This window comes from Rhizobium sp. AG207R (assembly GCF_027109195.1).
In the GTDB taxonomy this organism is placed as follows: Bacteria; Pseudomonadota; Alphaproteobacteria; order Rhizobiales; family Rhizobiaceae; genus Rhizobium; species Rhizobium dioscoreae.
This window is the reverse complement of record NZ_JAEPVT010000002.1, coordinates 442,872-455,792: the sequence shown is the minus strand read 5'-3', so window position 1 is coordinate 455,792 and position 12,921 is coordinate 442,872. Positions and strand designations below refer to the sequence as shown.

14 protein-coding genes are annotated in these 12,921 nt (G+C 60.2%); 7 read left to right on the top strand and 7 right to left on the bottom strand.

Features of this window, described 5'->3' with window-relative positions:
• Positions 1–44 precede the first annotated feature (44 nt).
• On the top strand, positions 45–929 hold the full coding sequence (locus JJQ51_RS06185; RefSeq protein WP_246661100.1) for a LysR family transcriptional regulator: 885 nt from the start codon (positions 45–47) through the stop codon (positions 927–929).
• 39 nt (positions 930–968) lie between these two features.
• Here the strand turns inward: JJQ51_RS06185 and copM are convergent, their stop codons facing one another.
• The 3 genes from copM to JJQ51_RS06170 all read right to left on the bottom strand — a co-directional run bounded on the left by copM (position 969) and on the right by JJQ51_RS06170 (position 2,378).
• Positions 969–1,337: a CopM family metallochaperone gene (gene copM / locus JJQ51_RS06180; RefSeq protein WP_113353833.1), complete on the bottom strand. Its 369-nt coding sequence runs from the start codon at positions 1,335–1,337 to the stop codon at positions 969–971.
• Between the two features lie 72 nt (positions 1,338–1,409).
• The gene (locus JJQ51_RS06175; RefSeq protein WP_233788598.1) at positions 1,410–1,820 is read right to left on the bottom strand and encodes a hypothetical protein; all 411 of its coding nucleotides are present in this window, start codon (positions 1,818–1,820) and stop codon (positions 1,410–1,412) included.
• A 30-nt stretch (positions 1,821–1,850) separates the two neighbouring features.
• Positions 1,851–2,378: a 2'-5' RNA ligase family protein gene (locus JJQ51_RS06170; RefSeq protein ID WP_113353834.1), complete on the bottom strand. Its 528-nt coding sequence runs from the start codon at positions 2,376–2,378 to the stop codon at positions 1,851–1,853.
• A gap of 126 nt (positions 2,379–2,504) precedes the next feature.
• On the opposite strand from JJQ51_RS06170, the gene hisS reads away from it, so the two are divergent.
• The 3 genes from hisS to hisG all read left to right on the top strand — a co-directional run bounded on the left by hisS (position 2,505) and on the right by hisG (position 6,037).
• Positions 2,505–4,028, top strand: a complete 1,524-nt coding sequence (hisS, locus tag JJQ51_RS06165; RefSeq protein ID WP_113353835.1) for a histidine--tRNA ligase — start codon at positions 2,505–2,507, stop codon at positions 4,026–4,028.
• Between the two features lie 195 nt (positions 4,029–4,223).
• Positions 4,224–5,342, top strand: coding sequence for an ATP phosphoribosyltransferase regulatory subunit (locus tag JJQ51_RS06160; RefSeq protein ID WP_183810638.1), 1,119 nt, complete (start codon positions 4,224–4,226; stop codon positions 5,340–5,342).
• Positions 5,342–6,037, top strand: coding sequence for an ATP phosphoribosyltransferase (gene hisG, locus JJQ51_RS06155; protein WP_269244423.1), 696 nt, complete (start codon positions 5,342–5,344; stop codon positions 6,035–6,037). The genes JJQ51_RS06160 and hisG overlap by 1 nt, the downstream gene beginning before the upstream one ends.
• 76 nt (positions 6,038–6,113) lie before the next feature.
• On the opposite strand, the gene JJQ51_RS06150 is transcribed toward hisG, so the two are convergent.
• Positions 6,114–6,557: a DoxX family protein gene (locus JJQ51_RS06150; protein WP_113330156.1), complete on the bottom strand. Its 444-nt coding sequence runs from the start codon at positions 6,555–6,557 to the stop codon at positions 6,114–6,116.
• 214 nt (positions 6,558–6,771) lie between these two features.
• Between JJQ51_RS06150 and JJQ51_RS06145 the strand changes: the two genes are divergently transcribed.
• Positions 6,772–7,479, top strand: coding sequence for a glutathione binding-like protein (locus JJQ51_RS06145; RefSeq protein ID WP_113353839.1), 708 nt, complete (start codon positions 6,772–6,774; stop codon positions 7,477–7,479).
• A gap of 57 nt (positions 7,480–7,536) precedes the next feature.
• Here JJQ51_RS06145 and JJQ51_RS06140 read toward each other — a convergent pair whose 3' ends face one another.
• The 3 genes from JJQ51_RS06140 to groES form a co-directional block, all read right to left on the bottom strand.
• The gene (locus JJQ51_RS06140; RefSeq protein ID WP_113421448.1) at positions 7,537–7,995 is read right to left on the bottom strand and encodes a hypothetical protein; all 459 of its coding nucleotides are present in this window, start codon (positions 7,993–7,995) and stop codon (positions 7,537–7,539) included.
• A 565-nt stretch (positions 7,996–8,560) separates the two neighbouring features.
• Positions 8,561–10,201, bottom strand: coding sequence for a chaperonin GroEL (gene groL / locus JJQ51_RS06135; protein WP_113330948.1), 1,641 nt, complete (start codon positions 10,199–10,201; stop codon positions 8,561–8,563).
• A gap of 74 nt (positions 10,202–10,275) precedes the next feature.
• Positions 10,276–10,572, bottom strand: coding sequence for a co-chaperone GroES (gene groES / locus JJQ51_RS06130; protein ID WP_004109735.1), 297 nt, complete (start codon positions 10,570–10,572; stop codon positions 10,276–10,278).
• Between the two features lie 424 nt (positions 10,573–10,996).
• On the opposite strand from groES, the gene JJQ51_RS06125 reads away from it, so the two are divergent.
• Together JJQ51_RS06125 and JJQ51_RS06120 are read left to right on the top strand one after the other, a co-directional pair.
• Positions 10,997–11,845: a TIGR01459 family HAD-type hydrolase gene (locus JJQ51_RS06125; RefSeq protein WP_113330949.1), complete on the top strand. Its 849-nt coding sequence runs from the start codon at positions 10,997–10,999 to the stop codon at positions 11,843–11,845.
• Between the two features lie 15 nt (positions 11,846–11,860).
• On the top strand, positions 11,861–12,844 hold the full coding sequence (locus JJQ51_RS06120; RefSeq protein WP_113330950.1) for a bifunctional riboflavin kinase/FAD synthetase: 984 nt from the start codon (positions 11,861–11,863) through the stop codon (positions 12,842–12,844).
• Positions 12,845–12,921: the final 77 nt, after the last annotated feature.

The window sequence follows — 12,921 nt, the reverse complement described above, 5'->3', positions numbered from 1 at the left end:
TAATGCCGATACACGCGGTAAGTTTGCCGTAAGGAGCTGCAAAATTGCACGACGTCGATTGGAATGACCTGCGCCATATTCTGGCGCTCGCGCGGGGTGGATCCTTTGCCGCCGCCGGCAGAGTGCTTGGCACTGATGCGACGACGGTCGGTCGCCGCCTGCGCATTCTGGAAAAACGCCTCGGCACGACGCTGTTTGCGCGCGATGGAGGTGGCGCCCTATTGCCGACACCAGCGGGCGAGATCGCGGTCGCGAAGGCCGAGACGATCGAGGCCGAAGTCATGGCGCTGTCGGGTGCGTTGGATGCAGCCGATCCCATGGCACTCGGCAAGGTACGCCTCACGGCGGCGCCATCCTTCATCAGCCGGCTGTTGATCCCCGCGCTACCCAGCCTGTTGGCGCAGCATTCCGGCCTGCAATTGGAACTCATCGGCGATTCCAGAAATCTCAACCTGACGCGGCGCGAGGCAGACATGGCGCTGCGCCTTGCAAGACCTGCCGATATGACAAACGGCAAAGTCGTCGCCAGGCGGATCGCGACGCTTGACTATGCTGTCTACGTCGCTGCCGGGCAGGAGAGGCATGCAGAAGATTTGCCGTGGATCATCTATGAAGAGGCAATGGCGCATCTGCCGCATGCCCGCTGGATTGCCGCACAGGCAGAAAAGTCAGGTCGTTCCAGCCAGCTTGCGGTCAACGATGCCGAGGCTCTGCTGCAGGCCGCAGCTTCAGGATTGGGGCGCGCACTGCTGCCGAAAATCCTGGCCGGGAATGTGGGAGGTCTTTGCCGCGTCAATAGCGGCGACAGCAATCTGCCGGTGCGAGAGATGTGGCTGCTGATGCATGCCGAGCTTCGTCCACTCGTGCGCATTCGCGCCGTTTCCGGTTGGTTGGATGGGATATTCCGCCGTCCGCATTCGGAGCGGTAAGAGAGGCGGCAGGGATGCCGCCTCTCGTGATCGGGTGAATTACTTGCCGTGCTTCTGCAGCCAGGCCTTCATTTCCTTGATCTCGGCTTCCTGCGCGGTAATGACGGCTTCCGCCAGTTTGCGCAGTTCGGGATCCTTGCCGTATTTCAGCTCGATCTTCGCCATGTCGATCGCGCCCTGATGGTGCGGGATCATGCCGCGGACGAAATCCGCATCGGCATCGCCGCTATAGTGGATCATCATGTCCTTGTGCATCTTGCCCATGGCGTCGTTGAACGCCTTGCTGGAAGCGCTCTGGTCGCCCATCGGCTTGCTCATGTCCATGCTCTTCATGTCGTCGGCAAGGGCAGGAAGGGCGATCGCAAAGGCGAATACGCCGGCAAGCATCAGCGATTTTGAAGTAGACATAGGGATTCTCTCCGTTTCTGAACGGTATCTGGATTTGAGCGGCAGCGCTCGTCGATTGAATGCAGGAGATCGTCAGGTGAAACGGGGAGGGGGCGCTGTCGGCTGCGGCAGGGAACCGGCAAGGCGCTGGCCGGGCGCCGGCACTGGATAGGAGATGGCGTGTTTGCCGTCTTCGACTGCAAGGGTCGGCATCAAGGCAAGGCAGGCAGCGCAAGACGCCACATGCGCCATGCCGCCGGCGCAAGGATTTTCCGGCTTCGTTTGCTGGGGCTTGCCCATGTTGCCGTGACCGGCCATGCCAGGCATATCGGTGATGCCATCATGTATGCTCATGGTCGCCGACAGGGACATGGCGGAAGCGCAGACAGGGCAATTCGCCAGCGCCGGCATGGCACCGTAAAGCAACCAGGCAATCAGCATTGTCAGGATCGCAAGCGCGCGCATAAACAGAAACCTAGCCGTGCAATCCGTGAAAGCAAGCATGAATTGCATTCCCCGGACACTGGAAGGCGATCAAGGCAGCAGTTTGACTTCCCTGATGATTTCGATCGGCGGAAAGCGGATGCAATCCACCACATCGAAGGTGAGCGTAAACTGGGCTGGCCTTGCGGCCGACCATCTCAGAGCCTCTTCCGCCGCGTTCGCCGGGATCTTCATCGCAATGGTGCAGTGCGGCTGCCAGCGATCCGGGCGGGAATGCTCATGACAAAGGCTAGGGTCGATCTCGTCGTGAATGGCGCGGTGTATGCATCTCAGCACGCGATCGTCGGCTGGGCGCGCCCAAAGCACCAGCATCTCGTCCGGAAAATGGCTGATCCCCGAAAACTCGACCGATAGCGGCGGCACGTTCGCGAAGGCCTTTTGAGCGGCGGCGACGAGGGAGGAAACGGCAATGTCTTCATAGACTGCAAATGTCAGATGCGGCGGATAGTTGAGTGCCAGCATCGATGGAGAGGTTTCGAACCGGCTCGCCTCCCGCCAGAGATCGAGAACCGGACCGGCGCTGTTATCCGTGCATTTCAAAACGATTGCGTGTGGCATGGTTCCCTATGCTGCCTTCTCCGGCTTTTCTCGGTTTTGTCGGCCGCTAACATATAACAATCCTTGCCGCATTCAGCCCAATCCGCTAGTTAACCGCGACTGTTCCCATACCGGATTACCCTAGAGATGAGCGACAAACAAAAGAAACTGCAGAAGCTCAAGGCCCGCCTGCCGCGCGGCTTTGTCGATCGTTCGGCCAGCGACATTCGCGCCGTTAACGAGATGACCTCCAAGATCCGGGCAGTTTACGAGCATTATGGCTTCGATCCCGTCGAAACGCCGCTGTTCGAATATACCGATGCGCTGGGCAAGTTCCTGCCCGATAGCGACCGGCCGAACGAGGGCGTTTTCTCGCTACAGGATGACGACGAACAGTGGATGTCGCTGCGCTATGATCTGACGGCGCCGCTCGCCCGTCATGTCGCTGAGAATTTCAACGAGATCCAGCTTCCCTACCGCACCTATCGCGCCGGCTATGTCTTCCGCAACGAGAAGCCGGGCCCGGGCCGCTTCCGCCAGTTCATGCAGTTTGACGCTGATACCGTCGGCGCGCCGGGCGTACAGGCCGATGCCGAAATGTGCATGATGATGGCGGACACTCTGGAAGCCTTGGGTATCAAGCGGGGCGACTATGTGGTTCGCGTCAACAACCGCAAGGTTCTCGATGGTGTATTGGAAGCCATCGGCCTCGGTGGCGATGACAAGGCTGCCCAGCGGCTGAACGTGCTGCGCGCCATCGACAAGCTCGACAAGTTCGGTCCGGAAGGCGTGGCGCTGCTGCTCGGCCCCGGCCGCAAGGATGAGTCCGGCGACTTCACCAAGGGTGCAGGCCTCAACAGCGACCAGATCGAGAAGGTGCTCTTCTTTGTTGGCATCAAGGACTATGCCGAAAGTGCCGCCCAGCTTGCCGCGCTTGTCGCCGGCACGTCCAAAGGCGGCGAAGGCGTCGAGGAGCTGAATTTCATCGGCAGCCTTGTGACAAGCGCCGGCTATGGAGCGGATCGCATCAAGATCGATCCGTCCGTCGTGCGTGGTCTCGAATATTATACCGGCCCCGTCTACGAAGCCGAGTTGCTGTTCGACGTCACCAACGAGAAGGGCGAGAAGGTCGTCTTCGGCTCGGTGGGTGGGGGCGGTCGTTACGACGGGCTCGTCTCGCGCTTCATGGGCCAGCCGGTGCCGGCCACAGGCTTTTCCATCGGCGTGTCGCGCCTGATGACGGCGCTGAAGAATCTCGGCAAGCTCGGCATGGACGAGGTGATCGAGCCCGTGCTTGTCACCGTCATGGACGGCGATGTCGATGCCATGGGACGCTACCAGCGCTTCACGCAGCATCTGCGCGCCGCCGGCATCCGCGCTGAGATGTTCCAGGGCAACTGGAAGAAGTTCGGCAATCAGCTGAAATATGCCGATCGCCGCGGCTGCCCGATCGCCATCATCCAGGGCGGCGACGAGCGTGCCCAGGGCGTCGTCCAGATCAAGGATCTGATTGAAGGCAAGCGCCTTTCCGGCGAGATCGAGGACAATGCCAGCTGGCGCGAAGCCCGCGTGGCCCAGGAAACCGTGCCGGAAGCCGAGCTGATCGAGAAGGTCAAAGCTATCTTGGCGGCACAGGCGGAAGACCGGAAGAGGGCGCTCGGCAATGTCTGAGTGGATCGAGCAGTCTCGCTTTCCCCTTCTCCCCTCGGGGAGAAGGTGGCCCGAAGGGTCGGATGAGGGGGGCTCTGGGCTCACGCGAGCTATTCGTACGTTGGCGCTCAGAATCCTCGTCACTTCGTTCCTCGGCCCCCTCATCCGCCCTGTCGGGCACCTTCTCCCCGCCGGGGAGAAGGGGAGAATAGCCCCATGCCTCTGATCAACCTCCCGAATTTTGCCAGCGACCTGCTGGACGAATTTTCCGTTCGTGGGACGGAGAGGGTGGATACGCCCATCATCCAGCCGGCCGAGCCCTTTCTCGATATGGCCGGCGAGGATCTCCGCCGGCGCATCTTCATGACCGAAAGCGAAACCGGTGCCAGCCTTTGCCTGCGCCCGGAGTTCACCATTCCCGTCTGTCTGCGCCATATCGAGACCGCCACCGGCACCCCGAAGCGTTACTCCTATCTCGGCGAGATCTTTCGCCAGCGCCGCGAAGGCGGCCATGAGTTCTATCAGGCCGGCATAGAGGATTTGGGTGATGGCAATACGGCGAGCGCCGATGCTCGCGCCATCAGCGATGCCATCGGTATCCTCGATCGCGTGGTGCCCGGTAAACCGCTCTCCGTGACGCTTGGCGATCAGGCCGTGTTCGAGGCCGTTGTGCAGGCGCTCGGCCTGCCATCCGGCTGGCAGAAGCGCCTGATCCACGCTTTTGGCAACATGATGCAGCTCGAAACCTTGCTGGCGCATCTTGCAAGCCCGCAGCCGGTCACCGGGCTCGATGCCCATGTGCTCGATTTCCTGAGCCGTGGCGACGAACAGGGGCTGGTCAGGCATATCGATGCCACCATGCACGCAACCGGCTATTCCACCAATGCCAGCCGCTCGCCGCAGGAGATCGCTCGCCGCCTTCGTGAGAAGCTGGTCCTATCGGAAACGCGGCTCGACGATGCGGCCTTCCGCGTGCTGGAGGAGTTCTTGTCCCTGAGCGTACTGCTCTCGGATGCTTCCGCCGCACTGGCGGGTTTTGCCGACGCGGCAGGTCTGAAGCTGGGGAAGGCCCTGGAAAGCTTCGACGCCCGCGTCGCGGCATTGGCGCGCGCCGGTGTCGATGCTTCCAAGATCGACTATCGTGCCGCCTTCGGTCGCCCGCTCGACTACTATACCGGTCTCGTCTTCGAGGTGACGGTGGAAGGGTCGAGCGCGGTGCTGGCCGGCGGCGGCCGCTTCGACCGGTTGATGACCCTGCTCGGTGCCAAGGACCATATCCCGGCTGTCGGCTTCGCGCTTTGGCTCGATCGCATCGAAACCGTGAGGGCAGCCTGATGACCATTACGATAGCGATTCCTTCAAAGGGCCGGATGAAGGACGATTGCGCCGCGATCTTCGAGCGCGCCGGCATGCCGATCGTCGCCGTCGGCAATGACCGCTCCTACCGCGGCCGTGTCGAAGGCTTTGAAGGCGTCGAGATCGCCTTCCTATCGGCCTCGGAAATCTCGCGAGAGATCGGCAATGGCAGTGTCGATTTCGGCATTACCGGCGAAGACCTCGTGCGCGAGGGCATGGCGGAGGCTGATCGCCGCGTCGAATTCTGCGCGAGGCTCGGCTTCGGTCACGCCGATGTCGTCGTAGCAGTGCCGGAAATCTGGCTCGATGTCGATACCATGGCCGATCTTGGTGACGTCGCCGCCGATTTTCGTGCCCGTCATGGGCACAGGCTGACGGTCGCGACGAAGTATTGGCGGCTGACGCAGCAGTTCTTCTCCAGCCAGCATGGCATTCAGCTCTATCGCATCGTCGAAAGCCTCGGTGCGACGGAAGGGGCACCCGCTGCCGGCTCGGCCGACATCATCGTCGACATCACCTCCACCGGCTCGACGCTTAGGGCGAACCATCTGAAGGTTCTGTCGGATGGCGTCATCCTGCGCTCTGAGGCGTGTCTGGTGCGTGCCCGCAAGGAGAGCCACAATGGCGATCCGATGGTCGACCGCATCATATCTGCCGTGCGCAGCGCGCTCTGACTTTCCTGTTTCCTAGTCATGCGAAAAGGCCCGCCGGAACTCCGGCGGGCCTTTTGTCTTGGGAAACATGCGGCAATCAGGCGGCGACGTAGGCACCGCGGCGTGCGTCGACCGAGTAGACGCCTGCGCCGTTGGTGGCGAGCATGATGTAGGCGCCGGCGAGCGTGATGTTCTTCAGGAAGTTCACGAAGTTCAGGCCGTTGATCCAGCCGTTGGCGGCAGCCGGGAAGTCCGGAACATTGACGGTCGGCAGGTGGAAGACGACGCCGGTGAAGACACAGAAGAGGGCAAGAAGCCAGCCGACGATACGGACCTGGAAGCCGATGAGGACGCAGACGCCGGTGACGAATTCAAACGCGCCGGCAAGATAGGTAAGCAGCGTTGCGGCAGGCATACCGGCGCCGGCGATCATGCCGGCGGTACCTGCAGGATCGGTCAGCTTGCCGAAGCCGGCAAAGATGAACATGAAGGCGAGCAGGATGCGCGCCACAAGAATGATGATGTTGTTGGTGTTGGACATGACAGTCTCCAGTAAATTCACTCGGGATCGGGTGGCGACAATTTCTGGAGACAGATATTCGTGATTTTTGGGAGGTTGGAAAGATAAACAACTGCGCACAATTAGTTCACAATCATTGAACAATGGGCCGCTGAGATAACACTTCCCATACAAGCCCTATCGGCTATTGTGGCGGCAAATCAGTTGTCAAATCATAGCCTTCAGGAGCAAGCCCATGGCCGATCTGTCGTCCTTTCCGATCACGAAACGCTGGCCTGCCAGCAATCCGGATATTATCCAGCTCTACTCGCTGCCGACGCCGAACGGCGTCAAGGTGTCGATCGCGCTGGAAGAGCTTGGTCTGCCCTATGAGCCGCATCTGATCTCCTTCGGCACCAACGACCAGAAGTCTCCTGAATTCGTTTCGCTGAATCCGAATGGCCGCATTCCGGCAATCATCGATCCCAATGGTCCCGGCGGCAAGCCGATCGGTCTGTTCGAATCCGGCGCGATCCTGGTCTATCTGGCGGAGAAGACCGGCAAGCTCATGCCAAGCGACGCAGCTAGGCGTTACGAAACGCTGGAATGGGTTTTCTTCCAGATGGCCGGCGTCGGTCCGATGTTCGGGCAGTTCGGCCATTTCTTCAAATTCGCTGCCGAAAAGGTCGCCAATAACCCCTATCCGGTCGAGCGTTATCGCGACGAGGCCAAGCGCCTTCTCGGCGTGCTGGAGAGCCGCCTGCAGGGGCGCGAGTGGATCATGGGTGATGAATACACCATCGCCGACATCACCACGTTCCCCTGGGTTCGCGGCGTCGACGTCTTCTATGGCGGCCGCGAGGTTCTGGAGTTCGAAAGTTTCCCCTCGGTCATGGCCTGGCTGGAGCGAGCCCTTGCGCGCCCGGCAAGCCAGCGTGGTCTCAGCATTCCCAAGCGGGATTGATCAGGTTGAACCAAGTAATTGGTCAGGTGAACTCACCCGACCATCATCGACAGCCGTTTACTGCCGGGTGGCGAGCTGGCTGCCCGGTTCCAGCTTGAAGCGTGGAAACAGGAAGACGCCGACCATGCTGCCGGCACGTTGCTTGTCGGCAGCAACGGATTCGCCAACGCACAAGACCGGCTGGCGATGGCCGCCGGTGCCGAGCGTTGTCGTGGAATAACAGAAAGAAGAGTTTGCGGTTGCCGCCTGCTCGAAGAGATCGAGGATACGCGCTCGATCGTGCGGATCATAGCAATGCATGAGGCTCAGCAAGCCACATTCCGAGGAGCTCAGCCCGTGCAGCATCGTGCTCCACTGCCCAAGTTTGATGATGCCGCTTGAAAGATCGCCCGTCCATCCCTCGGAAACACAGAATTGTGCCAGAAGATCGGGGTCATGGCCTTCGAACTCCAGCGAGCCGGGAGCAAACGGTGCGGAAAAATTGGCTTTGGCAATCTTGAACAAGATGATCCCCATAAGAGCGCATGGTTTCCCGCGCCTCACTTCAATTCCGTATTTCCCCGGATGGAAGGTCCCCCTGCATTTTGCGCCGCAGCTTATGGCCGAGGCGTGCCTCCGCTGCTTCGCTGTCGACAATGCTTTTCGGGATGGCGTTCCAGTTTATGAAGTCATTTCAAGTAATAAATCAGGACAGCGCCAGCGCGCAAGGTTATGATCATGCCAAGCCGCAGGTTAAGCCTGTCCAAAAGAAGTAAAAATTACGTGTATTGCAGCTAACTCTCCAAAATCGCTGCGCTGCGAGTTATAGGGGCTTTTTCGAAAACAGCAATGGGCAAGTTGCAAAATTTGCAACACGATAGAATCTTGCAGGAATTGCAGTTGTGCAGTTTCGGCACAATTAAAAAGGGCGACCCGAGGGCCGCCCTTCATCAATTCTGGATGTCGGATTGAACAATCGCAACAGGCCGTTGGCCCATCACATCATGTCCATGCCGCCACTTCAGGCCGCTTGGCGGCCTGAAGCACTAAAGTGCATGGGCGAAGCTTTATGGACATTCCTGCGATTAGGCCTGTTGGCCTATCACATCATGTCCATGCCGCCCATGCCACCCATGCCGCCCGGCATGCCAGCAGGGGCATCCTTCTTCGGCAGTTCGGCGATCATGGCTTCAGTGGTGATCAGCAGCGAAGCAACCGAAGCTGCGTCCTGCAGAGCCGTGCGAACGACCTTGACCGGGTCGACGATGCCCATGGCGATCATGTCGCCGTAAACACCCGTCTGAGCGTTGTAGCCCCAGTTGTCTTCGTTCTTGTCGAGGATCTTGCCGACAACGATCGAAGCTTCGTCACCAGCGTTTTCAGCGATCTGGCGAGCCGGGGACTGCAGAGCGCGGCGAACAATGTTGATGCCGGCTTCCTGGTCTTCGTTTTCGCCCTTGACCGAGATCTTGACGGAAGAACGCAGCAGAGCGGTACCGCCGCCCGGTACGATGCCTTCCTGAACGGCAGCGCGCGTCGCGTTCAGAGCGTCGTCGATGCGGTCCTTCTTTTCCTTGACTTCGATTTCCGTCGAGCCGCCAACGCGGATAACGGCAACGCCGCCAGCGAGCTTTGCAAGGCGTTCCTGCAGCTTTTCGCGGTCGTAATCAGAGGTGGTTTCTTCGATCTGGGCCTTGATCTGGGCAACGCGGCCTTCGATGTCGGACTTGGCGCCAGCGCCGTCGACGATCGTGGTGTTTTCCTTGGAGATCGAAACCTTCTTGGCACGGCCGAGCATGTCGAGGGTGACAGACTCGAGCTTGATGCCGAGGTCTTCGGAGATGACAGTGCCGCCCGTCAGGATGGCGATGTCTTCCAGCATGGCCTTGCGGCGGTCACCGAAGCCCGGAGCCTTGACAGCAGCGATCTTCAGACCACCACGCAGCTTGTTGACGACGAGGGTTGCAAGAGCTTCGCCTTCGACGTCTTCAGCGATGATGAGGAGCGGCTTGCCGGTCTGAACGACGGCTTCGAGAACCGGGAGCATGGCCTGCAGGTTCGAGAGCTTCTTCTCGTGCAGGAGGATGAAGGCGTCTTCGAGGTCGGCCACCATCTTTTCCGGGTTGGTTACGAAATAGGGGCTGAGGTAGCCGCGGTCGAACTGCATGCCTTCGACGACTTCGAGTTCGGTTTCGGCGGTCTTGGCTTCTTCAACCGTGATGACGCCTTCGTTGCCGACCTTCTGCATGGCTTCAGCAATATCGAGACCGATCTGCTTTTCGCCGTTTGCGGAGATCGTGCCGACCTGGGCAACTTCTTCCGAAGTGTTGATCTTCTTGGCCTTGGCGAGCAGGTCCTTGACGACTTCTGCAACAGCGAGGTCGATGCCGCGCTTCAGGTCCATCGGGTTCATGCCGGCTGCAACGGCCTTGGCGCCTTCGCGTACGATTGCCTGGGCAAGAACGGTTGCGGTGGTGGTGCCGTCACCGGCAACATCGTTGGTCTTCGAAGCGACTTCGCGGACCATCTGGGCGCCCATGTTCTCGAACTTGTCTTCGAGTTCGATTTCCTTGGCGACGGAAACGCCGTCCTTGGTGATGCGCGGAGCGCCGAAGGACTTGTCGATAACGACGTTACGACCCTTCGGGCCGAGCGTGACCTTCACTGCGTCAGCGAGGATGTCGACGCCACGAAGCATCTTTTCGCGGGCGCTGCGGCCGAATTTTACTTCTTTAGCTGCCATGTTTGAAACTCCTGAATTCGCGTTTTCCGGGCTTTAAGACCCGTCAGCTGTATCGGAAAAGGGAACCGGCCGGATTAGCCGATGATGCCCATGATATCGGCTTCCTTCATGATCAGAAGGTCTTCGCCGTTGAGCTTGACTTCGGTGCCGGACCACTTGCCGAACAGAACGCGATCGCCAACCTTGACGTCGAGTGCTACGACCTTGCCGGATTCATCGCGAGCGCCGGAGCCGACGGCGACGATTTCGCCTTCCTGCGGCTTTTCCTTGGCGGTATCGGGAATGATGATGCCACCCTTGGTCTTTTCTTCCGACTCGACGCGGCGAACGACGACGCGGTCATGAAGGGGGCGGAAATTGGTGCTTGCCATTGTCTAATCCCTCGATCAAATGACATTCACGGATCAGCGGAGATCCGTATGGATTTTGTTAGCACTCATCCTTGGAGAGTGCTAGCGACGGTGATTTAGGGGTGGCTTCCGGACGAGTCAAGGACAGCACTGTGAATTTTTTGCGGCGCGTAACGGCTTGTTTTGAGGATGATTAACGCCCATGGCAGTGGCGTGTAGCACGTCGTTGCGAAGTTCCTCTCATTTTCCCCTCTTCAGAAAGGGTCAGGTCGCACCTTTTCGAGAGCGTCATGCTGTTGCTTCCGCTGCGCAATCTTGCCGCTCGCCGAGCTTGCACATGTCTGCTTCTCAGGCCTTGTGCGGCGCAAAAACCTTGCATGCCGCTCTTGTAATTTGCCGGCCGGTTTGCGATGTCAGCCCGTGATTTATTTGATGCGAGGATGGCATGGGCAAACGGATCGAGAGCTTTCGCGACATCGGCGGACTTTATGATGTTGCGCTCTGCGATGTCTGGGGCGTGCTCCATAACGGCGTCACGGCCTACAAGGAGGCCTCCATCGCGCTCGAAGCGGCCCGCGGCGAAGGCCTTGCTGTCGTCCTCATCACCAACTCTCCACGCGTCGCTCCGAAGGTCGTCGAGCAGCTGCGTGCGATCGGGGTTCCCGACAGCGTTTACGATCGCATCATCACCTCGGGCGATGTCACCCGCAGGCTGATTGCCGAGGGACCGAAAAAGGTGTTTCTGCTCGGCCCCGAGCGTGACATCGGCATCCTGGAAGGCCTTGACGTTCAGCGCGTCGACGCTGGCGAGGCCGAAAGCATCGTCTGCACCGGTTTCTTTGACGACGAGACCGAAACACCTGACGATTATACCGACATGCTGACGGCCTGGTCGGCTCGCAAGGTGCCGCTGATCTGCGCCAATCCGGATCTTGTGGTCGAGCGCGGCCACCGCATGATCCCCTGCGCCGGCGCTATGGCCGCCTATTATGAGCGGCTTGGTGGCCAGACGCGCATCGCCGGCAAGCCGCACCAGCCGATCTACGATGCCGCGATCGCGGCGGCCCGCGAGGTGAAAAGCGAGTTTCCGCTGTCGCGTGTCGTGGCGATCGGCGACGGCATGCCGACCGACGTGCGCGGCGCACTCGATTACGGCCTCGATCTTCTTTATATCAGCCATGGCATCCACGCCCGCGAATATGTCGTCGAGGGGCATACGGATGAGGCCGCGCTCGGCGCCTTCCTGGCGCGCGAGCAGGCCTCGCCGAAGTGGTGGATGCCGCGCCTTGTCTGAGGAGAGTGGCAGTCGATGACCGTTTTCCATCGCAACGAAACCCGCGAGCCGCTTCCCGATGCCCTGAAGGGCGGGGTGGTCGCCATCGGCAATTTCGACGGTGTGCACCGCGGCCATCAGTCTGTGCTGACACGTGCGCTGGAGATCGCCAGGGAGCGCGGCGTGCCGGCGCTGGTGCTCACCTTCGAGCCGCATCCGCGCACCGTCTTCAAGCCCGATCAGCCTGTTTTCCGTCTGACGCCTGCGCCGCTCCGAGCACGTCTCCTCGAAGCGCTCGGCTTCAACGCCGTCATCGAATATCCCTTCGATCGCACCTTCTCGCAGCGTTCGGCGGACGAGTTCGTCCACTCGATCCTGATCGACTGGTTGCACGCGTCGGAAGTCGTCACTGGCTTCGATTTCCATTTCGGCCATGATCGCCAGGGAGGCCCCGCCTTCCTCATGAATGCTGGCAGTCACAATGGTTTCGGCGTGACGCTGATCGATGCCTTCCGCGACGAAAACACGGAGGTCATCTCGTCGAGCCGCATTCGTGCGCTGCTCGCGGAAGGCGATGTCGCCCAAGCCGCCGGTCTGCTTGGCTATCGCTATACCGTTCAGGCGCCCGTTATCGGCGGCGAGAAGCTCGGCCGCACGCTCGGCTTCCCGACGGCAAATATGCAGCTGCCGCCGGAGTCATCGCTGAGGGCAGGCATCTATGCGGTTCGCTTCCGAACGGCCGATGGTGTCGTCCGCGATGGCGTCGCCAGCTACGGCCGGCGCCCGACGGTGACGGATAACGGCGCGCCGCTGCTGGAGACCTTTGTCTTCGATTTCAGCGGCGATCTCTACGGACAGGTCTGTTCGGTTTCCTTCTTTGGCTATCTCCGCCCCGAACTGAAGTTCGAAGGTCTCGACCCGCTGGTCGCGCAGATCCGCAAGGATGAGGACGAAGCACGCGCGCTGCTTGCCGGCGTCCAGCCGCTCAGCGAGCTTGATCGCGCCATCGCCTTCGACTGATATTCGCGAAGTGATGGGGTGGAAAAGGTTTTCCGCCTTGTATCATTGCTCCGATTTCGGGCTGACATCAACGCCGC